Below are 24,157 nucleotides of genomic sequence, written 5' to 3' on the forward strand. Positions count from 1 at the left end.
CCTGGTAAACACTGTGAGCCAGGGAAACATCCATCAAGATAATATCTGCATCTCCCGCGTGGGCAATTTTCATGACCTCCTCTACATCTTCGGTTCCCTTGACATTCAAGCCACCCCGCTTCGTGAGAATTTTGGAAAAAACGCGAAGATTAATGGGATCGTCTTCTACAATCAGAACGGTTTTCATGGGCGTTGCATCAAGAAAGTCGTCTTTTCAACAAAAGTGCGATTTGATCATCAGTCTGACAGGGACTGGGCAATGTTGCCACAAAAAAAATCAAATTTTCATCTCGTTGTGGTTAGAAATTAGGAAACAGAACTCATGGCAAAACAGTTGAATCTGCTGGCGACCGGTCAAATTATTCCCACGCCCCTCCATGCAGAGATGCAACAGTCATATCTTGAATATGCCATGAGTGTCATCGTTGGGCGTGCCCTGCCAGACGTTTGCGACGGTCTAAAGCCCGTGCATCGGCGTATTTTGTATGCCATGTACGAATTGGGTTTAACACCCGATAGACCCTACCGCAAGTGCGCTCGCGTAGTGGGTGATGTTTTGGGGAAATATCATCCCCATGGGGATCAAGCTGTATACGATGCTATGGTGCGCTTGGTCCAAGACTTTTCCACTCGCTATCCACTATTGGGGGGTCATGGCAATTTTGGGTCGGTGGATAACGACCCACCGGCTGCCATGCGTTACACAGAGACGCGGCTGTCTCCCATTAGTCATGAAGCCCTCCTATCAGAAATTGGCGAGGCAACCGTTGATTTTATCGATAATTTCGACGGCTCTCAACAGGAGCCAGTGGTTTTACCCGCTCAACTACCCATTTTACTGCTCAATGGTTGCTCTGGCATCGCGGTTGGCATGGCAACGAATATTCCGCCTCATAATCTGGGCGAAATTGTGGACGGGTTAATCGCCTTGATTGATCGCCCGGATCTGGCGGATGAAAAATTGTGGAAATTAATTCCCGGACCCGATTTTCCCACGGGGGGTGAAATTATCGACACGTCGGGAATTCGGGATGCCTATCGCAGTGGACGCGGCATTATTCCGGTGCGGGGAATCGCCAAGGTAGAAGAGCTTCAAGTTGGTCGCACTCGCCGTCATCGCCGCACGGCACTCATTGTCACAGAATTACCCTATCAAGTGAATAAAGCGGCTTGGATTGAAAAAATTGCCGATCTGGTTAACCAAGGACGCTTAGAGGGAATTTCTGATTTGCGCGATGAGAGCGATCGCCGGGGGATGCGGGTGGTTGTGGAACTTAAACGGGATGCTCATCCCAGAGATGTTCTCAAACACCTCTACAAACAAACTCCTCTACAAAGTAACTTTGGCGCGATAATGCTGGCATTAGTCAACGGACAGCCCCGCCAGCTACCCCTACGGCAATGTCTGGAAGAATTCTTACGGTTCCGGGAACAAACCCTGACCCGGCAATATACCTATGAACTTGACCAGAAACGACAACGGCGTCATCTGGTGGAAGGATTATTGGTTTGCTTAAATCAACTCACTCGCGTGATTGAAATCCTCACCCATGCGCCTGATGGCACAACCGCCAAGACTCGGTTTCAAGACCAGTTAAACCTGAGTGAGAGTCAAGCTGATGCCATCCTCGCCATGCCGATGCGCCGCCTCACGGGGTTAGAACGGCAAAAACTCCAAACCGAATTTGAGGAACTCACCGCCCGCATTGAAACCCTCCAGGAATTACTCAGTAGCCGACATGAACTCCTCAAAACCCTGAAAAAAGAACTGCGATCGCTCAAACGGAAATATGCTGATCCGCGTCGCACCAAGATCCGGTCAGCGCAATCTCTTAAAGAACCAAAACAACCCAAATCCGAAAAACAAACCCGCAAGAAAACCAAAACCTCAGACACCCCAAAAACCTCAACCTCAAAACCACCATCGCCGAGTCTGATTGACACGGAAGTCGAACAAACGGTTCTGGAGTTTACCTATCAAGGACACGTACAACGCCTACGTTCTGCCCCTGATCCCAAATCCAAACCCTCGATCAAAGATGGGAACGATTTTGTGGTTCAGACCCAGCAAACCAGCACAGCGTCAGAATTTGCCACCCTCACCAGTGGAGGCAAAGCCTACCCCTTGAAAGTACAAGATATCCCGCCAGCCGCCGGACGCAAGCAAGGCATCCCCTTGACTCGTCTCCTTCCTGATGCGGCTCAATCCGAAACCGTTATTGCCCATTTTCGACCCCAAGAACTCACTGAGTCTCTCAGCCTAATTTTGCTCACCCAACAGGGGCGCGTGAAGCGTCTACCTGCTACCGAGTTACTTAACTTAACGGCACGCGGTTTAACCGTAATTAAACTCAAAGAGGAGGATTCACTGGCGTATGTTGCTTTAGCTCAACCCACCGACGATCTGATTATTGCCACCAGTAATGGGCGCTTATTACGCTTTGAAATTAACGACCAAAATTTGCCGATTATGGGGCGTACAGCCCAAGGAAATCAGGCGTTGCGACTGCGGCGTCGGGAGCAATTAGTGGGATGTGTCGCGATCGCTCCCAACGAGAATCTTTTACTGGTATCCGAGCAAGGCTATGGCAAACGCATCGGACTCGGTGTCGTCAGACGCATCAAACGCGGTGATCTTGGCACTCAAGCCCTTCAATTTAAAACCTCAATGGATCGGTTGATAGGAGTCATCAATGCCTCTCAAACCGAGACGGCTGTGTTGCTTACCAGCGATGAGCGAGTCATGACGGTATCGTTAAAATCTGTAAAGTTGTTAGGGAAAGATGGGTGTGGCGATCGCTTGGTCAAACTCAAGTCAGATGAAACAATTATCGCGGTTACAACAATCCTGCCGTGATTACGTAGGTGCACGGCAGTGCATTGGTGTCAACTACAGGCGAGAAAACCAATGCTGGCAAGGTTTTAAGCTGTGTCTATCTACTCCTCGACATTTCCCCCTCATCCCCTAACCCCAACTCCGGACCTGGGGAGAAGGGGGATCGGATTCTCTTATTCCTCTCTTGCTCCCCTCTCCCAAGCTTGGGAGAGGGGCTGGGGGTGAGGGCTGGCGTGGGAGAGGGGCTGGGGGTTAGGGGTTGAGCTTAAGTTGACACGGGTGGGCAGTGCCGTGTCCCTACAGGTGGGTCTGATGTAACCGAAAACTTTTCGATCAGCTAGATATGGTTTTATAGTGGGGGATAAGTGTGAAGTGAATAATATTTAATCCCTAAAGCTTGGGAATTCTGGAAGCACCAGTATAGAAAATCTAACTTAAGTGATAGTTCAACCATCATGACCGATCCCAAACGACCTCCGAGTGCGCCGCCACCCCCTCCACCCCGCGTTCCTCCAGCGCCACCGCCACCGCCCAGGGGAGGAGCATCTCGGAAAGCGCCGCCAGGGGCAACCCAAGCGATGCCCTCTAAAACAATGCCGATGCCGCCTAAAGCGGATCAATCAGCATCAGATCCTACTGCCGTTAAAACAGCACCGAGTTCTCGTCAAGCTTCACCTGGCGTTAAACCCCGGACACCAGCGCCGAGTGCAGGACTTTCTCCCGGACAGCCAACATTAGCCCAATTGATCCGGGAAGCCTATGACAAGGGATTTTCTGACGTTCACGTCGGTGTCGGTGAAGTCCCTCGGATGCGGAACCGAGGGGAAATGGAACATACAGAATATCCTGTAACTGATAAACCCACGTTCATGAATTGGTTGCGGGAAATTCTCACCGATGAAGAAATTCGTCGCTTCCAAAACGAACTCGAATTTGATGGTGCGGCACAGTATGACTTTGCCCGGGTGCGGATTAATATCTTCGACTCCCTGACTGGACCGGCAATAGTTCTGCGCTTGATTCCACTCAAGATTTTGACGATGGAACAGTTGCGACTCCCTTCAATCCTTAGGGATGTCTGTAATTATCACAAGGGTTTAATTCTGGTCACGGGTCCAACTGGTTCAGGTAAGTCAACGACGCTAGCGGCAATGATTGACTACATGAACAAGGAGATGCCGAAGCATATCATTACGATTGAAGACCCGATTGAATTTGTTCACAAAAGCCAAAAAGCCCTAATTAAACAGAGGGAAGTCGGCGCTCATACCCTCCAGTTTGACAATGCTTTAAAAGCCTCCTTGCGGGAAGATCCGGATGTGATTCTGGTGGGGGAAATGCGGGATCGGGGCACCGTTAATACTGCGCTGAAAGCTGCTCAAACAGGTCACTTGGTTATGGGAACGCTGCACACGAACAGTGCGGTGAAGACTATTGAACGGATTCTCAATCTTTATAATCCAGAAGAACAACACGCCATCCGTGTGGCTTTTGCTGAATCAATGGTGGCAATCATTGCCCAAGGGTTATGTCGCACCACTGATGGCAAACGTGCCGCCTTCCACGACATTCTGATTAATACAGAAGCGATTCGGGATTATATCCGCAAGGGTGAATATGAGGAAGTTCACGAACTGATGGCGGCTAATGAATTTGACGGCATGATGACGATGAATAAGTCCTTGTTTAACCTTTATCAGGAAGGACGTATCACTGAAGAAACTGCCCTAGAACAGTCGCCGACTCAAAATGAAATGGCGATGATGTTACGGGGTCGTATTTAATTGTCATTTGTCATTTGTCATTTGTCATTTGTCATTCGTCATACTCGCTTCCCGAAAAGAAGCAAGCTACGTCTTATGTTAAGACAACAAGGCGGCAGCAAGGAAAATCTTATCTTATGATCTGCCGCCTTGATTTACTAGAAAAAACTCTAATTTGTGACGATCAACAATCAACAATCAGCAATCAGCAATGAACGAGACTCAACGCTCGTTTCCTCAGTTATTTAAGGGCATTGCCCTATTTACACCAGGGGGAGATTTAATTTATAGCGTTGACCCTAGTAAACAAGAGCATTGGCATTTGCATCTGTGTGCGAGTTTACAAGAAATTCTCGGATTACCGGAACCGCCCCATTTTTTAGTGCCGGGATATACTGGCACAATTGATCGTTGGCTCGATCCTTATACCCAGCAGATGCGAACGTCAGCAGAACTTTATCCCCCCATCCAACACCATCAGGCTTTGCTGAATGCGGTGTTTGGCGTTAGAAATCTGGTCTGGCAAGTCACTCCTTGGCGGGAAGAGTCTTGTGATCCAATGGTTTTGGAGACGTATCGCGATCGCTTTCCCCAATTGTGGCAGGATCATGATTTGATTATCCGCTGCGATCGCCCGGATGAATGTCTAGAACAGTTGTCTGATGCTAATCCTAGGCATGATCACGATTCAAGTCTGATCCAATCTCCCCAGAGTTATGCTTGGTCTTTTCCAGAACGTTGGACGATTCAACAAACACCGTGGCGAGAATCGTCCCACCTACCGTCTACAGGCATTAATACTCTAGACTCCCCGAACTCCGAGAGAGAATCGAATCCGAATCAGCCTGAATCTACACCCTTAACTACTTCTAGTTATGTCCTACGCTTATTTGTATCGGGACATAGTGGATCAACTGAACATATCCTGAAAAAACTGCATCAGTTACTCGAACAATCCCTACAACATCCTTATACTCTAAAAGTAATTGATGTATTTAAGCATCCTGAACAAGCAGAAGCTAATCAAATTTCAGCGACTCCCACACTGCTGCGAGTGTGGCCCCCCCCCGTCCGACGTATTGTTGGCGATTTGAATGACTTGGAAAATCTTTTACGTATACTTATTGCTCCTGAGGCTCAACGATAAAAGTAAGCCTAGAACTAAAGTTCTGGCTCAAAGCTTAAACCCGTTAAAACGGGTTCAAAGACTTACCAATTCAGCGATATTCTGCTTAAGTCGAATAGCACTGAAATAAGCATTTGGGGAGCGCCAAAACCCTTTATCTATCGTAGTGGCGTGGCACACCTTATTTGGTGGATTAGAATTGTAGGGGCGCAAGCCTTGCGCCCAGTTTAAATGTCAAATCTATTCCACAATTTTAGCTGTGTCAGTCCGCCATCGTGGGTTTCGACTTCGCAAGGGCCCACCAGCCTTAAGTCAACGTCATTCGATTAAGTTGAGCGACTTGAGGAGTGCGTCCTTTTAAACCTGTCATTAATTGCAGAGCATAACACTTAACAGGATACAGATGACGCAACATCCATAATCCTAGGCGACGTAGGGTAACGATGGGCAACCAGTTATTAGAAAATATTCGATCTAGGAAATCAGTAAAGCCTAAAATGACGAGATTTTCGTGTTTGCGCCACCGTTCGTAGCGCTTGAGTATCCGTTCGTCTCCGATATCTTCACCCTGTTGATGGGCGTCTTGGATGACTTGGGCAAGGGCGGCAGCGTCTCGGATGCCCATATTTAGCCCTTGTCCACCCACAGGATGGCAACAATGGGCGGCGTCGCCAATCAGGGCGAGGCGGTGTTGAGTGTAGCGATCGCTTTGCATTAACTGCACGGGAAAAACGATGCGATCGCTATCGAGTTCTAAATGCCCTAAAAGTCCACCTGTGCGGTATTCTAGGAGTTCTAGGAATTCCTTTTCATCTAAGTCTTTTAACTGGTGGGCTTCGGCGTGAGGGGCTGTCCACACTACCTGACAGCGATTTTCAGCCAGAGGGAGTACACCCATCGGACCACTCTCCCAGAAGCGTTCAAAGGCGGTATCGTTATGGGATTTCTCCGTTTTGATGCGGGCGGTGACGCAAGATTGCCAATATTTCCAGCCTTTTGTCCCGATTCCGGCGGCTGTACGAATGCGCGATCGCGAACCATCAGCCGCGACAACTAAGCGCGATCGCAAGTGCTGAGATGTTCCATCCACGTTTACCGTAACCTCTACCCCAGAGGCTTGATACTCCACATCCACCACTTCCGCTGGAGATAACCAGCTTACAGTCGGACAATCTGCCAAAAACTCATACAGCGACGTAAGCAGGGGACGATGTTCGCCCACATACCCCAAATCCTGCGTGCCTAAATCGCTGGGGTGAAATTGCACAAATTGGGGATAATCGCCATCAGAGAGGCGAATTTGCCGATAGGTGGCAATTTGCGGCTGAATAGTCTGCCAAACCCCAATTCCTTGGAAAATGCGCCCAGAAAGCAGTGATAGGGCGTAAGCTTGCCGTCTGGCTACGGCGACTGACTGAGGTTTTGCCTCAATTAATCCGATCCGTAACCCGGACTTTTTCAACGCACAGGCGAAGGTTGCACCGACAATACCGCCGCCAACGATGACCAGATCGTAGTCAAAGGTTTGATTGTATGCCTGTTCTTGCGTCATTTTCAGAGAATGTATCGAAATGATAAGCATTTTTACTTTTCTTCATTTTGACGCGGATAGCTGAAGAGGGCAAGGACTTGTCACGTCTGTAAACCAATCCACCCTTACCAGCTTCTGATACCAAATCAGGGTCATTGGTGACAAGTTAAGCTGGTACGCTAGTTGTCAAGGGAGTAGGGAAAAATATATACCGAAAGTAGTTCGCGAGAATTAGCTGCGAACAAATTCCTTTAAGTTTCCATCTGAGTTATAAATATTTCTTGAGAAAAATGTTGAGAGACATAGGCTAATAAGATGAACATATCGCTAATATGTCCTAGTCCCGAAGAAAAATTTGCCCAATTTCCGATTACTTGTTGCAAATAAACCCATTAACTTGCATCATTGATGAATAGATAGCAAAAAAACTTAATAGAGGATTCACAATGAGTACCTACGCACAAGAACTCAGAGCGACGGCACAGGCAATGGTTGCCCCCGGCAAGGGTGTCTTGGCGATGGATGAAAGTAATGGCACTTGTAATAAGCGATTAGGGAAGGTTGGTATCGACCAAACCGAAGAGATGCGTCGCACCTATCGCGAGTTAATTTTAACCACGCCTAATTTGGAGAATTACATCAGTGGCGCGATTCTCTATGATGAAACGATTCGCCAATCGACCAAAGACGGGACACCGTTTCTCAAGGTGATGACCGATGCGGGGATAATCCCTGGAATTAAAGTGGATACTGGCGCCAAAGACATGGCAGGTTTCCCTGGGGAAAAAGTAACCGAAGGACTCGATGGTCTGCGCGATCGCATTGCGGAGTATTATCAAATGGGCGCTCGCTTTGCCAAATGGCGGGCAGTGATCACGATTGGTGATGGCATTCCCAGCCGGGGTTGTATCGAGGCAAATGCCCATGGATTAGCCCGGTATGCCAAACTCTGTCAGGAAGGGGGTTTGGTTCCCATTGTGGAACCGGAAGTGCTGATTGATGGGGATCATACTCTGGAACGCTGTTATCAGGTAACGGAGGAAACCCTACGCACTGTCTTCAATCAGCTTTACACTCAGCGGGTAGCTTTCGACCAAATGATCCTTAAACCCAGTATGGTCATTTCTGGGAAGGATTGCCCCAACCAAGCCAGTGTGAATGAAGTGGCAGATGCAACGGTGCAATGTTTGATGAATTCAGTTCCAGCATCTGTGGCGGGTGTAGCATTCCTGTCTGGGGGTCAAAGTAATCAGCAGGCATCGGCTCACTTGAATGCAATGAATGTAAAATATGCAGACCAAGCGCCTTGGACATTAACCTTCTCTTATGCCCGTGCTATCCAGCAACCTGCTTTGGAAGCGTGGAAGGGGAAAGAATCAAATCTGTCTTTAGCCCAAAAACTGCTGCTACATCGGGCGAAGTGCAATGGTGCTGCCCATGAGGGTCAGTATACACCTGAGGTGGAGAAAGAACTGGAACCTGTGACGGCTTAGGTTTATTCTCAGGACTGACTCAGGTTTAACTGTTAAACCATCATCTGTAGGGGCGATTCATGAATTGCCCCTACTATGCTTAATTCCCAAATGAGTTATTCTGAAACAAAGCCTGCCTTCCCAGGCTTTCTCTTATTCAACTGGTCAAGAGGAAATACGATGACAGCGCTGGAAGCTTTGCAATCTGTCCAATTTGTCACTGTAAAAGGCAAGCGTTTAGCCGTTATCAGCGCCGATGAATGGAAAGCGCTAATTGAATGGTTAGAAACCCTCGAAGATGTACAAATTACCCGGACAGCATTTGCCGACTTAAAAGCAGCAGGGGGCAATCGCGCGGTTGCAGGTTGGTTGAAGTGGGATGAGGTGGAGAAAGAGTTGGAGTGAGTCGTTACACAGTCTATGTCACTCCTGATGCCTTTGGCGAAATCAAAAACCTTCCAGGGAATATTAAACAGCGCATCAGACGAGTAATTGGGGAATTAGCCGACAATCCCCGCCCACCTCAAAGCAAAATGCTTAACCTCCCCGATGTGGAAGCAGAGGTATGGCGGCTAGGGTTAGACAATTGGCGACTATTGTACGCGATCGCAGAAACGGACAAAATTATCGATGTATTGGCTATCCGTAAACGCCCCCCTTACGATTATGGCGATTTGGAAACCTTGCTGGAAGAGTTAGAGTAGCGATCGCGATCCCCCTTATTTAGGTTGTAGGTTGGGTTTCGACTTCGCTCAACCCAACAGAATATCGGGCTAAGGTTCCCTACTACAAGCCGAAACTAATTCATCAAATAAGGTGTGCCACGCCACTATGGTGGGTAATTAACAAATTCTGGGGAGTTGATCCCCCACTAGCATATCGACAATACGTTCCGCCCCAAACGCCGTTTGCAGTAATACTACACCCGCAGGGGAATCAATCACTTCACCAATAATAGAGGAATCCTCTCCGGCTGGGTGAGACTTCATCGCCGATAATACAGATTCGGCGTGCGATCGCGGTACAATAACCACCAGTTTCCCTTCATTAGCTAGATATAGCGGATCTAATCCCAGAATTTCACAAACTCCATTCACCTCTTCCCGAATCGGAATCGACGCCTCATCTAAACGAATCCCCACTTCAGAACTTTGGGCAAATTCATTTAATACTGTAGCGACACCACCGCGAGTTGCATCCCGCATCGCATGAATGTGGGGACAAACCTCAAGAATCGCATCCACTAACCCATTTAACGGTTGACAATCGCTTTTTATATCCGTTGATAATGCCAATTCCCCACGGGCAATTAAAATAGCTGCACCATGATTTCCCAATTGACCATTAATAATTACTGCATCACCGGGTTGAATATGATGGGCGGAAATAGAAACATTTTCTCTAATAACACCAATTCCGGCTGTATTAATAAACAGTTTATCCGCCGAACCCCGATGAACGACTTTGGTATCCCCAGTCACCACCTGCACCCCAGCAGCATCGGCGGCGTTTTTCATACTGAGAACGACTTTCCGCAAGGTTTCGACAGATAGTCCTTCTTCCATAATCATGCTACAGGTTAGATACAGGGGTTTTGCCCCACTGACGGCTAAATCGTTGACGGTTCCATTGATGGCTAATTCCCCAATATTACTACCAGGAAAAAAGAGGGGATCAACGACATAAGAATCCGTGGTAAAGGCTAATCGATCGCCCTGACTGATGAGTTGGGCGAGGGGAATCGTGGCTTGATCTTCCAGTTGGGAGAGGATGGGGTTATCGAAACTCCCGACAAAAATATCATCGATTAAATCCCGCATGGCTTTGCCACCACTACCATGGGCGAGGGTAATGGCGGTATCTTTAACTTTATTAGGGCGGCGTCGAATTTTTTCGATTTTTTGGAAGAGAGGATTTTGGTTATTTGTCATTTGTCATTTGTCATTTGTTATGTAGTCGGGGCGGGTGTAGGGTGCGTTAGCGTAAGCGTAACGCACCATTTCAAAAGATAGTAGTGAAACCCGCCTTTACACAATTTTTCCTATCTTTCTCATCTCCCCCACCTCCTTTATGTGTGATGTTTACCTCCTTTACCGGGTTTATCGGAATGTAATTCACCACCAACTGCCCAATTTTCTCGATCAAATTCATCAATGTGAATTGTTACCCATTCGGGTTTCGTGCCTAAGGTGGAAACAAGGGTATCCGTGAGGGCTTTGGCAAGTTCACGTTTTTGATCAACAGAGTGACCTTGGGCAATCTGAACTGTGACAAATGGCATAACCGTTTATTCTCCACTCTAAAACTGTGTTTTAACAGCATTGTATGAGGGAAAACAGACGGATTTTGTAGTTGAATTATCGGTTTGGTGGATAAAGTTTGGGGGCTAAACCCACCTTGACAAATGTTCTCCCGCGACTGTTTAAACTCTCAAGAAACACGTTCTGATACAGGGGGTTGAGGAGAGGGTGACCTGATGCAATTGAGTAAAGGGCGACCCGATGTCATTGAGTGGAATGGTGTTGTTAATTTATGCAGGCGGGTCGCCCCTACAGGGGGTTAATTGATGCCGACGGCGGTTTTGGTGACTTTGGATAGGCGTCCATATTTGTAATAGGCAGCACAAGCCCCCTCTGAAGATACCATACAAGTTCCGATTGGGTTTTCTGGTGTGCAAGCTGTACCAAAAACTTTACATTGCCAAGGTTTCATGACACCTTTGAGGATTTCTCCACATTGACAGGCTTTGTGATCGGCGACTTGACGATTGGGAAGGGTAAATTTAACTTCGGCATCAAATTGGGCGTAGTCGGGGCGAATTTTAAACCCCGAATTGGCAATATCACCGAGTCCTCGCCATTCAAATTTTTGCCGCACTTCAAATACGGTATTCATCGCGTCTAAGGCGACACGATTTCCTTGGGGTTGAACGATGCGATCATATTGATTTTCTACCTCGCAGCGTCCTTGAATCAGTTGCTGCAAAATCATCCACAGGGATTGCAAAATATCTAAAGGTTCAAATCCGGAAACCACTAGCGGTTTTTGGTACTGTTGGGCAATAAAGTGATAGGGTTCTGTACCAATAACCATGCTGACATGACCCGGACCAATAAAGGCATCCAGTTGTAAATCGGGATTGTCTAATAAGGCTTGTAAGGCGGGAATAACTAGAACGTGATTGCAGAACATACTGAAGTTTTGCAGTCCTTCAGCATCGGCTTGCAGGATGGTTAATGCGGTACTGGGGGCAGTGGTTTCAAAGCCCAGTCCGAAGAAAACCACTTCTTTATCCGGGTTATCTTTGGCAATTTGCAGGCTATCTAGGGGAGAATACACCATACGAATATCCGCCCCGGCTGCTTTGGCTTGGAGGAGGCTTTTCTGGGAACCGGGAACCCGCATGGCGTCACCAAAGGTGGTGAGGATAACATTAGGATAGTCTGCGATCGCGATCGCGTCATCTAGGCGTCCCCTTGGCATTACGCAGACGGGACAACCGGGACCATGGATTAATTCGATGCTATCGGGTAAGATTTCTTCGAGTCCATATTTAAAGATGGAATGGGTATGACCGCCACAGACTTCCATCACTTTTAGCGGTTGGCTGGGAGTTTTGCCTAATTGAGTGGTTAAGGTTTGGATTTCTCGCAGTAGGGCTTTGGCTTTTTGGGGATCGCGAAATTCGTCAACGTATTTCATAATTTGTCATTCGTCATTCGTCATTTGTCATTTGTCATTTGTCATTCGGCTAAGGCGAGTTCTTGGAGTAATTGTAAGGTTTCAGCGGCTTCTTGTTCGTCGAGGCGATTCATGGCGAAGCCGACGTGAACTAATACCCAATCGTTAATACAGGTGTCGATGGGATGATTTTCATCAATAATACAGGCAATATTAACTTGGCGTTGGACGCCGCCAATATTGACCATGGCGAGTTGATGTTCTCTATTCGTTATTTCAGTAATTTGACCGGGAATGCCTAAACACATTTTTCTGTTGTCCTTTGTGGGTTGTTGGTTGTTTTGGGTAAGCTGAGGGTTGAATTTGGAGGAGGGCGGGTTTTGTTGAAAGGTTATCGGTAGGGAGGGCGGGTTTTGTTGAAAGGTTATTGGTGACATCTAATTGAGTCCCTAAACCCGCCCCTACAAATTGTCCCTAAACCCGCCCCTACATCTTGCGGCGATTACGGCTTGTCCTAATGATAATCCTCCATCATTGGGTGGAACTAAGCTGTGTGTCAATACTCTCATCCCCATTCTCTCTAAATTTTCCCTAACTTGGGTCAATAAAATCCGGTTTTGAAACACACCTCCAGTGAGGATCACTTGATTGCTGATTAAATCAGGACGTAACTGCTGAACCATATTCGTGATCGCGTCGGCTAATCCTTGGTGAAATTTGGCAGCAATGAGGGACTTTGGCATAGTTTGCTGTAAATCGTCCAATAATGCAAGCCATAGGGGATAAGAGTCTAAAATTAATTCTGTTTCCTGATCTAGTTTGCCAATGTTAAAGGGATATGCCCCGACTTCTTTAACATAATTTAAGCTATCTGGGGTAACTAGGGCTTCCATTTCAATCGCCGCTTGCCCTTCATAGCTACAGTTTGTCCGACAAATCCCCAATGCTGCGGCTACTGCATCAAATAATCGTCCAGCAGATGAGGCGAGGGGTGAGTTAATTCCTTTTTCGATGAGTTGATTCAGTAAGGGATGAGGTTTTTGATCCAGAAATTGAATTAGATCTAACTCCCCATACTCTTGTTTTAACTTGTTCCAGTCCAATGCTGCCATTAAATGGGCATAGGTATTGCGCCAGGGTTGATAAATTGCCTGTTCTCCGCCAATCATGGCGATGGGTTTAAATCTGCCTAATCGTTTAAATCCCTGATAATCGGCTAAGAGGAATTCTCCACCCCAAATTGTGCCATCTTCTCCATAGCCTAATCCATCTAAGGCAATTCCTAATAGGGGAGGAGTTGTAAGTGGAATGTCATTTTCTGCCATACAAGCGGCAATATGGGCATGATGATGTTGGATAGAATGTAAGGTAAGATTATTCGCGGTAGCGAGTTCTTGTCCGAGTTTAGTCGAGAGGTATTCGGGATGTTTGTCTGTGGCGATCGCACTCGGTTTATGGTCAAATAGGTTTAGGTATAGATTTAGGGTAGTCTGGTAAGCGTTAAAGGAGGCAGCATTCTCTAAGTCTCCTAAATGTTGAGATAAAATTGCTTGTCCGTCTCGCAATAAACAGAACGTATTTTTCAGTTCACTCCCCATCGCCAGAATCGGCGGACATTTTTCAAATCCTGGGGGTAAAGGAATGGGTTTGGGGGCATATCCACGGGCGCGGCGTAGGATTTGGGTGTGGAGGGTGTGTCTTGCCATAGTTCCTTTGTAGGGGCGGGTTTCACAATTATCGTTTTTTGTCACCCTGATGTGACTAAACCCGCCCCCATCAAAGTTTTGAGGTTGTCGTTTAGAGGGAATAACTCGCACCACCGAATCATCGACACGATTGACAATATCACGGTTATGCAGCAGCAAATAATCCGCGATTTTGCCTAATTTTAAACGGGCGTCTTGATTATCGATACATTGTGGTTCATCAGAGAGATTACCACTGGTTAAAATAATCGGATAATCCAGTCGTTGCATGACTAGATGGTGTAAAGGAGTATAGGGTAGCATAAACCCCAACGTTGTTTGTCCTGGTGCGACTGAATCCGCAATTTTGGCTGTAGAGACGCGCCATGGCGCGTCTCTACAATTGGCGCGATTCGGGATAACATCAATTAAAACAATAGGTGCGGCGGGACTTTGGAATAATTCCTTTTCCTGAGCATTCAGAGTACAATACTGTTCAATCACCCCTAAATCTCGCGCCATCAACGCAAAAGGTTTATGATACCGTTGCTTGCGCGATCGCAACTGTTGTACTGTGGTTTCATTGGTGGCATCACAGGCTAAATGAATCCCGCCTAATCCTTTAATCGCCACAATTTCCCCCTGTTGCAGCAGAGTACAAACGGTATCGATGGGGTTAGATGTATCAATTTTTTCACCATTTGCCCCTTCTAACCATACCCTTGGTCCACAAACCGGACAAGCAATGGGTTGGGCGTGGAAGCGGCGATTTTCGATATCGTGGTATTCCCTATCGCAATCGGGACACATCGCAAACTCTGCCATGCTAGTCTGCTTACGGTCATAGGGAATCGAGCGAATAATGCTTAGACGGGGACCACAATGGGTACAATTAGTAAACGGGTAATTGTACCAGCGCGATCGCGAATCAAAGGTTTCGGCTTGACATTGGGGACAGGTGGCGGCGTCAGCAGGTATTTGAGTTTGAACGGTACTATTGACACTCTGGGCAATGGTAAAGTCATGGAACGTGCGATCGCCTTGATAAAAAGTACGGTCAATCGATTCAATCTTGGCAAGGGGAGGGCAGTCTGTTTGTAAGCGTTGCACAAAATCTGCGATCGCGTCTGTTGTTCCTGATACGTAAATTAAGACACCTTGACCATCATTACAGACTTCTCCTTTCAGATTACACGTCTTTGCCAAACGATACACCGTTGGGCGAAATCCCACCCCTTGTACCATACCGCGCACGCGAATTTCTTCCTGGCTGATTGGGGATAGATGATTGTTTATTGCCATGTGCCTTACGCCCTTAACGTTTCTGGGCGCAAGCCTTGCGCCCCTACCAGGGTAATGTATCAATTTCAGCTTACCAAGAAGCCGTGGTTTTATAGCAGTAGACACATTGATGAGGACGTTCGTCACCATTGTAGAGACGTTGCATGCAACGTCTCTACATCAATGATGTGTCCTAACCGCTATGTCGGTTACTATAATTTGGTTTGTCGTCAGGTAATCTTAGCCTAAATTATAGAGAAATCAGGACTGTAAAGCAAATTTATCGTATTCTAAAACACTCGTTCACCGTAATCATACAATTAGGAAAAGCCAGAATATCAATCGACTGTTGCCCTTTTAGAATTAACTGACGTTGGTAACCATCTACTTGAGGATCTCTAAAAACGTGAAGTTGCTGGGTTGTCACATTAAACACCCAATAGTCAACAATACCTGCGGCGGCGTAAAGATTGGCTTTACTTCCTAAATCTCGATTGATTGTGGTATCAGCAATTTCGACAATCAGGTAAACTTCCTCTGGGCGAGGATGATAGTCAGCATAAAAGTTAGCATTGGGATGGACGACGGCAATGTCAGGTTCTGGTTCTGAGTAGGTATCGAGTTGAATCGGATCTTGCAGTCGTACTAAGACTTGATCCCCCAGAAGCTTTTCCAAACATTTTTCAAGACGTTTACAAAGTGCGCTATGGGCAGGACCTTTGGGCATTTTCTGAATTATTTGTCCGGCGATGAGTTCAACTTTTTCATCCGCTGCTAAAATACCGACCTCTGCCATTCGATGGTAATCAGCCGTAGTAATCAGGCGAATATTGGTGAGTGGAAGGGGGGTTACGGTCATAGGTTGGATATCAGCTTAGAGCTTCATTTTATTATAAATTCTCAGTCATGAGTTAAAGTAGATTAAATGACTAATCGATCCATGTTGTGAATGTTAACACTTCGCCTCACTCAACAGGTTGAAAACCCACCCGACTCTTACCGAGTAGATGTTGTTCTAGACGACAAAGTAACGAGTCAGAGTACAAGAGTCTATTTTAAGTTCAACATCAACGAACAAGACCAAGAAAAAATCCGCTGGTATCTGGAAGACTTCCTTGAATACCCGCAAATCCCCGCGCCGACAATTGCAGCAACTATTGAACAGCAAATGGTAGCCATTGGGGTGGAACTGTTCGAGAAATTATTTCAAGCCAACGACGACACCCGCCAAATTTGGTCACAATTGCGCCACCGACTGAATCATACTCGTGTAGAAATTGTCACGGGTGTTACCGATGCGGCGGCTATTCCCTGGGAACTCATTCGTAATCCTGATCATAATTTGCCATTGGTGTTACAGACGGGGGCGTTTGTCCGCACGCACCCTAATCCCCAACAGCCTCCCCAGCTTCCCGAAACAGACAGCAGTAAAATGCGGATTCTGCTGGTCATTTGTCGCCCCCAAGGTGGCAATGATGTACCATTTCGCTCTGTCGCCACCCAATTAATTCGGGGATTGACAGATAGCGCCCGTGAGATATTTCAACTCGATGTTTTGCGTCCCCCAACTTTTCAACGGTTGGAGGAAGTGCTGCGACAAGCCAAAGCCGAGGGAAAGCCTTATCATATCGTTCATTTTGATGGACATGGGGTGTATGAAGACCCCTATGCCAAGGATTCGGGAAAGCCAGCAAATCCGAAACGGATGCGGGGCTATTTATTATTTGAGAAACCTGACTATCGGAAGAATCGAGAACCAGTACATGGCAAGCGAATTGGTCAATTGCTAGCAGAGACAGAAGTCTCGTTGTTAGTTCTCAATGCTTGTCGTTCAGCTTACACAGAAGCACCCACTCAACCGGGCAAAACTCTGGCAGATAACCAGACAAGTGCTTATGGTTCCCTCGCGCAGGAGGTGATGAAAGCGGGAGTAGTGGGAGTGGTGGCAATGCGCTACAAAGTCTATGTGATTACGGCTGCCGAGTTTGTGGCTCAACTATACGCGGCACTTGCCCAAGGTCAAACCCTTGGTGAAGCTGTCACCCAAGGACGCCAGCAATTATACGCCCAACCCCTGCGGGAAATTTCTGATGAGGCACAAACGCTACAAGATTGGTTAGTGCCAGTGGTATATGAGACTGTACCCAATGCGATTCGATTAACCTCTCCCCCAGACTCTCTCTTGCAAGGAGAGGGAAGTCTAGCTTATCTGAGTAGTAGGGGACTTGATGGGCAATTGCCCAAACATCCAGAAGCGGGTTTTTTGGGACGCGATGAAACACTGCTAGGGATTGACCGCGCTTTCGATACCCAATCTATCGTTTTGCTACACGCTTATGCAGGGAGTGGCAAAACCTCCACGGTGGCTGAGTTTGGGCGCTGGTATGCTTTGACTGGCGGTGTGAAGGGATTGGTTTTGTTTACCTCCTTTGAGCGGTATCTGCCTTTAGCGCGAGTGCTGGATAAGATGGGTCAGGTGTTTGAACGTCAGTTAGAAGCGCTGGGAGTTCACTGGCTAACATTGAGTGATGAACAACGGCGGGATACCGCCCTGCAACTGTTGCAGCAAGTACCTGTGCTGTGGATTTGGGATAATGTTGAGCCAGTCGCAGGCTTTCCTACGGGTACAGAGTCGGCGTGGAGTGCGGTTGAACAACAAGAACTGGTAGATTTTTTACGAGAGGCGCAGCAAACAAAGGCAAAATTCTTGTTAACCTCCCGCCGGGATGAGCAAGGGTGGCTGGGTGATTTGCCGCACCGAATTACTATCCTACCAATGCCGATGCGGGAACGAGTGCAGTTAGCCAAGGCGGTGGCGAAGAAATACGGACATCAGCTAACGGAGGTGGAAGACTGGCGACCTTTGTTGCGATACAGTCACGGTAACCCGATGACTATTACCGTTGTGGTCGGTCAGGCGCTACGGAATGGGTTGAGAAGTAGAGAACAGATTGAAGATTTTGTCCTTCAGTTACGTTTTGGTGAGGCTGAAATTGATGATGATGAGCGTGAAGGGCGATCAAAATCTTTGGGAGCATCCTTGAGTTACGGCTTTAGGAATGCTTTCACTGAGAAGGAACGCAAGCAGTTAGCTTTACTGTACTTCTTCCAAGGATTTGTGAATGTGGGAGCTTTGTGTCTAATGGGTCTCCCTGAAGCAGAGTGGTGCGTGTCAACTGTGCGCGGCTTGACATTTGAGGCTGGTATAGCCTTACTGGATCGAGCTGTCGAAGTTGGTATGCTTATCAGGCTTGTTGAAAACTGGTATCGTATCCACCCAGTTCTACCATGGTACTTCAAGAAACTCTTCGACCAATACTATCTATCAGATGAGGGCAATAATCCTACATTAGCTTCCCATGCTTACGTCGAAGCAATAGGTGTGTTGGCGAACTACTCCAACAATCAATATGATGGAGGCAATCGCGATCTCGTGATCCTTCTGAATCTTGAGGAAGCTAACCTACTATACGCTCGAAAGCTAGCACAAGCCAATGGTTGGTGGCTTGCGCTGATGAAGACGGTGCAGGGTTTACGAACACTCTACGAACATACAGGTCGCCGATTAGAGTGGGCAAGGTTGGTGGAGGAGCTTATTCCACACTTCGTTGAGCCATCTACTGACGGCTCACTGCCTGGACGTGAAGAAGAATGGGCACTCATTACTGAGTATCGCGTGGAACTTGCCCGCGAAGGTCAGCAGTGGGAAGAGGCAGAGCGACTGCATCGCGCTAGAATGGAATGGGCGTGTCAACAGGCTTCTTCTGCTCTCGCTGCGCCTCCAGAGACGTTAAACAGTATAGATTGCAGGACTATTCGCACACTGAGCTGCTCGTTGCATGAACTGGGGCAAATTCTGCGAGAACAAGGTAAATCTGATTGTGTTACCGCTTACGAAAAAGCACTCGCCTTGTTAGAGCGAATCGACGACAAAGCTGCTGCTGCCGTCTGCTCCCTCAATCTGGGTCATGCCTACACACAAATACCTGCTATCCGTAACCTACACAAAGCAGAGCAGTGGTATCAGCGCAGCCTAGAACTCCGCGATCAGCAGGATCGCTTGGGACGTAGCAAGTGTTTCAATGAGTTGGGGAGAGTTGCCCACGAACGCTTTCAAGAAGCTCAAACAACCAGCCAGCCAGATGAAAAATTGCGTCACCTTAATGAAGCCTTGCATTACTGCGCTCAGGCGCTTAATCTATTGCCCCAGAATGCCGTGAAAGATTTGGCGGTGGCGCATAATCAAATCGGTAACATTTGCAGAAGTGCGGGCGACTTAAATCGTGCCTTTTGGAACTATCGGGAGACCATTCGTTACGAAGAAGCGCAGAGAAATGTCTACGGTGCTGCCAACACCCGCTTCAATGTTGCCCTTGTCTTAACGCAAGCTAGTCGTTTCGATGAGGCATTGCGATACGCCCAAGCAGCCCTTTGTAACTTTCAAACCTTCGGTGATAGGGCAGCAGCGGATATACAAGATACAAAGCAGTTGATTACGTTGATTGAGCAGTCTCTGAAACCTAGAAGAGGTTAAGTGGATAGCGCTCTTATACCAAAGTCTTATTACTCTATTACTTGACAATAAATGACAAAACAAGGTTAAACATGACTACAGACAATTGGTTCGACGACTTACCCACAATTGGTGAATTACCACCGCAGGAAGCTACTGCTAAATTACGGGAGGTAGGTGAGGATGAACTTGCCGATGCTCTAGAAGCTGCCCAATACTGCCCAATACAAAGTAACGGCAGATCGACAAAGTTTGGTATTCTAGAAGATCTAAGGTTACGACCTCAACCCTGGTTGCACCCACATATTTTTGGATATTCAGTTCCTGAATTAAATAACGCAGAACTATCTATCCAATCAGCCAGCGATATTAATGCTGACCACACGCTACAGAATACCCCCATTCAAATCATACTCAAGCAGATGTATGTAGAAGCTTATCCTGGTGGCGGAACGCACCAAATATTATTTAATTTTGAGGCGACTCATCAACTCAACGATCATGTAGAATCGCTGAACTTTCCAACGACTCAGCGAGTCCGTGAGAAATCAGTAGCCAATATAAATCAACCGATTTTTACAGCACTGAATGTAGGCGTCCAAGGTGCGGCATTTCGTTGTGCCGCTGTTAACGTCAAGAATGAAGAAGATGAACGTATACTTAAACGTCTAGAGTCTCCTTTATTTCAGCCAGGACTTACCTTATTTACAATGATTGCCAACCCAGCAATTGCCCTTTTCTCTGAGCTAGGTATTGCTTTCATCAACTCATTGGCTAATCACTACAAAAATTATACAGCTCAAAAGTTTGACCTGGGACTTGACTTTAGCAAAGACAGCAGCCGCGCACGCCTTGCTGAAGGTTACTATCTGGCTATACAAATTCCTGAATCTCTACAAACTAGCTGGGATTGGGAAGACTGGGTATACAATCCAACTAACGGTCAAATAGTCAGCCAATTCGACTCCACAGAGGTAATTCCCTACAACTACCTTGTATTCAGTGTCAGCCGCCACCAAGAAAAATAAAGGGTAATAATGCTGTCCAGTTACTGAGAAATAATTACGCGATCGCAATCAACTCTAACCTGACTAAATAGGACAAGAAATAATGGTAAATAGTCTCCAAGAACTGATTAACGAGCCAGAATTTACTCAAATTGATGACCCGGAGGAGAGATTCACAACCAGTGAGGTAAGCTGGAATCAATACGAAGCCCTCCTAGTAAAACTGGGAGACAACTCTCATTACCACATCACCTATTTGGATGGAGTGTTAGAAATCGTGTCACCGTCTTTGAGACATGAAAAACTCAAAAAGCGTCTAGCCACTCTGATCGAGTTTTATTTGATAAAAAAGCGAATCAAGCACACGCCAATGGGAAGCCCCAGAGTCAAGAATCAAGTTAAAAAAGTGGGCGCTGAACCGGATGAATTTTACTGCATCGGAGAGGAGAAAGATATCCCAGATTTAGCGGTGGAAGTGATTATTATCAGTGGGAGTATTGACAAGCTAGATATCTATCGGCGCTTGAGAGTCACTGAGGTATGGCTTGGGAAAACGAATCGACTCAAATTTTACCATTTACGAGAAGCAACGCCATCTATATTTGAGGAAACCTATGGATATGAACAAATCGTAACTAGCCAATTATTGCCAGAATTAAATATAGCTTTGCTAGAACAGTGTGTTTTCATTTCTGACCAAATTGAAGCGATTGACGCTTTTGAACAAGGACTCAATGCTTAGTGAATAAAAATGTTAACACCTGTCGCAACAACCAGCCAGGGATTCAAATCCCTGGCTAAAAGCTTAAGTCGTCTAAAGACGACTAAACACGAGTTTTAAGTAGTCGGACAAAAGTTTTGGGAATTGTATAAACTTTTGTAAATGTGACTTTAATTGCCTTGAGGCAAAGGTTACAAGCATTTTTGGCTTTTGGGTACAGTGCTGTTTATTTATGTCCGACTACTTAGTCCACTTCAGTGGACTTAAGCTATAAGCCAAGAACTTGAGTTCTTGGCGGGTGAAGGGGGGTTACTAATAATTATGATGCTGACAGATTTAAGAGGAATGGTTGTCGGTTGGGTTGACCCAGGAAACCCAACATCAAAGGTTAATGTTCCTACGGCAAACTTGGAAAGGCTAAGGTTCCCTTACTACGAAGGAACCTAGATACGTTTTCCGCCACGTTGCATCAGCTTTGCGATTTGTGGGTATTTCTAATACTCGAATTCCTTTACTCGGTAATGGATTCAGTAATTGCTGTAATTGTTGCCACGATTCAATACGTTGATGTTCTACCCTGTATGTTAAACATAATTGTGCAAAGTCTATATGTTGGGGGGTGGCAAAGAATTCTTCAAAGGGTGGCTCAAAACTTGAAATGGGTAACATTTCAAAAATACCACCGCCGTTATTGTTGATTAAGATAATGGTGAGATGACCGATAAGTTTATTGTTGAGTAAAAAGCCATTGGTATCATGTAATAAGGCTAAGTCTCCGGTTAGCATTACGGCACTCTGATTCCGGTGAGCAATCCCTAACGCCGTTGATAAGGTTCCATCAATGCCATTCGCACCGCGATTAAACCAGGGCTGAATTTCTGTATTCCCTGGCGACCAAAAGAATTCGACATCCCGCACGGGCATACTATTGGCAATAAATAAAGGTGTCCCTGTGGGTAAGGATTGAGAGAGTATCCATGCGGCTTTTCCTTCAAATAATTGAGGCATTTCTGCCATTGTCTGATCAACGGCTTCCCTTACTTGCGTTTCTGCGTCACACCATTTTTTGAGGTAATTTGAGATGGAAAATGATTTGGTATTTGAGGCAATTCTCCCCGGTTCATCCATCGGGGCGGGTTTAGTTCCGTTATCAGTTTTACCAACAACGTTATCGGTAAAACCCGCCCCTACATCCCTAACTTCTCTGGGATTCGTTGTTATCCATTGTCCAATTTCTTCGATAGAAATCCGCAGATGCGTGGTTTTCCCGTGCAGGGCATCTAAGTTATGATGACTGGGGTCAATGATCCAGCGTTGGGGTTGACAAGTATTTAACCAAGCGCGTAGTTCTTTACTGGTGGGAAGTTCGCCAATTTGAATAACAATAGTCGGTTTTAGTTGTTGCGCGAGTTGGCGATTCCGGAGGATTAAATCATAAGTAGAAATGAGATAAGGATTTAGGTTGGCGTAGTTTCTCAGGGGGGAAAGCCCTTCTGCTAATAGGGGAAAGTTTAGGGCTTGCGAAAGTTGGGCAACAGCCTGACAATAGGCTTGGGGGTTTTGGGGTTGGGCTAAACCTGCAATAATTAAACCGCGATCGCACGTTTGCCAGTCTGAGTAGGGAATCGTTTGCCCAGATACAGGAGAGAGGGGATGCACAGATGCGGGAGTAACCGCCCCAAAGAAATCGTCAGCCTGGAATTGGGATTGTAACCTAGTAGCGGCTGGATCAGGAATAGGTGCTAGAGGATCACGAAAGGGGCAATTTAAATGTACTGCACCGGGAGTAGGAAAGCGCGATCGCTCCCAGGCGTGAATTACAGTTTGTCGCAGATATCTCAACATCCCGATTTCCAGAGACGGTACGGCTAATTCGGTTTGCCAGTTGGGATAATTGCCATAGAGTTTTACTTGATCAATCGTTTGCCCTGAATGACAATCACGCAGTTCTGGCGGACGGTCTGCGGTTAAAATTAATAGGGGGACACGGCTTTCTCGTGCCTCAATAATCGCCGGATAGAAATTCGCCCCGGCGGTTCCTGAGGTACAAACCAACGCCACAGGTAGCCCTGATTTTCGGGCAACTCCCAAGGCGAAAAACGCAGCCGAACGTTCATCGAGAATCGGAATTGCTTCAACTTGGCTGTGTTGGGCAAAGGCAACAGTAAGCGGGGTGGAACGTGAACCAGGACATAAGACGGCTGTGGTTAAGCCCAACCGCGTTAACGTTTCCACCAGTATAGAAGCCCAGACGGTATTGGTATTACGAAAGTCAATTAGCATCGCATCCAATACTATAGGGTCTACTGAATAAGTCTTGTGGTGAGGGGGAGCGGGGGAAGCCGGGGAAGACTTCGGCGTGAGCGCGGCAACTGAGCCTGTCGAAGTTCAGTCGAACGCTGGGGGAGCTGGGGGAGCAAGGGTACATTTTTCCTGAGCAAGGTGATGCCATACTTATGAAGAATACTACCCGATTTCCTTGAATCAAACCCTCTGTCAATAAAGCTTAAAGTATTGATGGGCTAAGGGTTTTGGCTTTGT

At 46.8% G+C, this 24,157-nt stretch carries 18 protein-coding genes; 9 read left to right on the forward strand and 9 right to left on the reverse strand.

All coding sequences use genetic code 11. The features are described from left to right. On the reverse strand, nt 1-187 hold a 187-nt coding region (locus RIG66_RS11260), incomplete at its 3' end, for a response regulator (RefSeq protein WP_446374458.1). A gap of 135 nt (nt 188-322) precedes the next feature. Between RIG66_RS11260 and RIG66_RS11265 the strand changes: the two genes are divergently transcribed. The 3 genes from RIG66_RS11265 (at nt 323) to RIG66_RS11275 (ending at nt 5,746) form a co-directional block, all read left to right on the forward strand. Beyond that, complete coding sequence (locus RIG66_RS11265) at nt 323-2,857, forward strand: DNA gyrase/topoisomerase IV subunit A (protein ID WP_446378030.1); 2,535 nt, start codon at nt 323-325, stop codon at nt 2,855-2,857. A gap of 434 nt (nt 2,858-3,291) precedes the next feature. After that, nucleotides 3,292-4,620: a type IV pilus twitching motility protein PilT gene (locus RIG66_RS11270; RefSeq protein ID WP_446378032.1), complete on the forward strand. Its 1,329-nt coding sequence runs from the start codon at nt 3,292-3,294 to the stop codon at nt 4,618-4,620. Nucleotides 4,621-4,810: 190 nt separating this feature from the next. Further along, nucleotides 4,811-5,746 carry a circadian clock KaiB family protein gene (locus RIG66_RS11275; protein ID WP_446378034.1) on the forward strand — a complete coding sequence of 312 codons (936 nt, stop codon included), beginning with the start codon at nt 4,811-4,813 and terminating at the stop codon, nt 5,744-5,746. A gap of 286 nt (nt 5,747-6,032) precedes the next feature. Here RIG66_RS11275 and RIG66_RS11280 read toward each other — a convergent pair whose 3' ends face one another. Next, nucleotides 6,033-7,307, reverse strand: coding sequence for an FAD-dependent hydroxylase (locus RIG66_RS11280; protein ID WP_446378036.1), 1,275 nt, complete (start codon nt 7,305-7,307; stop codon nt 6,033-6,035). 395 nt (nt 7,308-7,702) lie between these two features. On the opposite strand from RIG66_RS11280, the gene RIG66_RS11285 reads away from it, so the two are divergent. The 3 genes from RIG66_RS11285 (at nt 7,703) to RIG66_RS11295 (ending at nt 9,432) form a co-directional block, all read left to right on the forward strand. After that, nucleotides 7,703-8,749: a class I fructose-bisphosphate aldolase gene (locus RIG66_RS11285; RefSeq protein ID WP_446378038.1), complete on the forward strand. Its 1,047-nt coding sequence runs from the start codon at nt 7,703-7,705 to the stop codon at nt 8,747-8,749. 159 nt (nt 8,750-8,908) lie between these two features. Beyond that, a complete protein-coding gene (locus RIG66_RS11290; protein ID WP_446378040.1) occupies nt 8,909-9,133 on the forward strand; it encodes a hypothetical protein in 225 nt (74 codons plus the stop codon). Further along, entirely contained in the window at nt 9,130-9,432 is a 303-nt protein-coding gene (locus RIG66_RS11295) for a type II toxin-antitoxin system RelE family toxin (protein WP_446378042.1), read from the forward strand. Before RIG66_RS11290 ends, RIG66_RS11295 begins: the two co-directional genes overlap by 4 nt. Nucleotides 9,433-9,570: 138 nt before the next feature. Here the strand turns inward: RIG66_RS11295 and hypE are convergent, their stop codons facing one another. The 6 genes from hypE to RIG66_RS11325 form a co-directional block, all read right to left on the reverse strand. Further along, nucleotides 9,571-10,659 (reverse strand): hydrogenase expression/formation protein HypE, encoded by a 1,089-nt coding sequence (gene hypE, locus RIG66_RS11300; RefSeq protein WP_446378044.1) that lies wholly within the window; start codon nt 10,657-10,659, stop codon nt 9,571-9,573. Between the two features lie 137 nt (nt 10,660-10,796). Continuing rightward, complete coding sequence (locus RIG66_RS11305) at nt 10,797-11,009, reverse strand: tautomerase family protein (RefSeq protein ID WP_446378046.1); 213 nt, start codon at nt 11,007-11,009, stop codon at nt 10,797-10,799. A 278-nt stretch (nt 11,010-11,287) separates the two neighbouring features. Beyond that, a complete protein-coding gene (hypD, locus tag RIG66_RS11310) occupies nt 11,288-12,430 on the reverse strand; it encodes a hydrogenase formation protein HypD (RefSeq protein WP_446378048.1) in 1,143 nt (380 codons plus the stop codon). A 41-nt stretch (nt 12,431-12,471) separates the two neighbouring features. Then, nucleotides 12,472-12,717 carry a HypC/HybG/HupF family hydrogenase formation chaperone gene (locus tag RIG66_RS11315; protein WP_446378083.1) on the reverse strand — a complete coding sequence of 82 codons (246 nt, stop codon included), beginning with the start codon at nt 12,715-12,717 and terminating at the stop codon, nt 12,472-12,474. A gap of 153 nt (nt 12,718-12,870) precedes the next feature. Next, nucleotides 12,871-15,396 (reverse strand): carbamoyltransferase HypF, encoded by a 2,526-nt coding sequence (hypF, locus tag RIG66_RS11320; protein ID WP_446378050.1) that lies wholly within the window; start codon nt 15,394-15,396, stop codon nt 12,871-12,873. Between the two features lie 259 nt (nt 15,397-15,655). Continuing rightward, nucleotides 15,656-16,234: a Uma2 family endonuclease gene (locus RIG66_RS11325; protein ID WP_446378052.1), complete on the reverse strand. Its 579-nt coding sequence runs from the start codon at nt 16,232-16,234 to the stop codon at nt 15,656-15,658. 90 nt (nt 16,235-16,324) lie between these two features. Here RIG66_RS11325 and RIG66_RS11330 point away from each other — a divergent pair, with 90 nt between their 5' ends. The 3 genes from RIG66_RS11330 to RIG66_RS11340 all read left to right on the forward strand — a co-directional run bounded on the left by RIG66_RS11330 (nt 16,325) and on the right by RIG66_RS11340 (nt 21,637). Further along, a complete protein-coding gene (locus tag RIG66_RS11330) occupies nt 16,325-19,909 on the forward strand; it encodes a CHAT domain-containing protein (RefSeq protein WP_446378054.1) in 3,585 nt (1,194 codons plus the stop codon). A 71-nt stretch (nt 19,910-19,980) separates the two neighbouring features. Then, on the forward strand, nt 19,981-20,916 hold the full coding sequence (locus RIG66_RS11335) for a hypothetical protein (RefSeq protein ID WP_446378056.1): 936 nt from the start codon (nt 19,981-19,983) through the stop codon (nt 20,914-20,916). 82 nt (nt 20,917-20,998) lie between these two features. Further along, nucleotides 20,999-21,637, forward strand: coding sequence for a Uma2 family endonuclease (locus RIG66_RS11340; protein ID WP_446378058.1), 639 nt, complete (start codon nt 20,999-21,001; stop codon nt 21,635-21,637). Between the two features lie 396 nt (nt 21,638-22,033). On the opposite strand, the gene menD is transcribed toward RIG66_RS11340, so the two are convergent. Beyond that, entirely contained in the window at nt 22,034-23,899 is a 1,866-nt protein-coding gene (menD, locus tag RIG66_RS11345; RefSeq protein WP_446378060.1) for a 2-succinyl-5-enolpyruvyl-6-hydroxy-3-cyclohexene-1-carboxylic-acid synthase, read from the reverse strand. Nucleotides 23,900-24,157 lie beyond the last annotated feature (258 nt).

It is taken from the genome of Coleofasciculus sp. E2-BRE-01 (assembly GCF_040221695.1).
In the GTDB taxonomy this organism is placed as follows: Bacteria; Cyanobacteriota; Cyanobacteriia; order Cyanobacteriales; family Coleofasciculaceae; genus Coleofasciculus.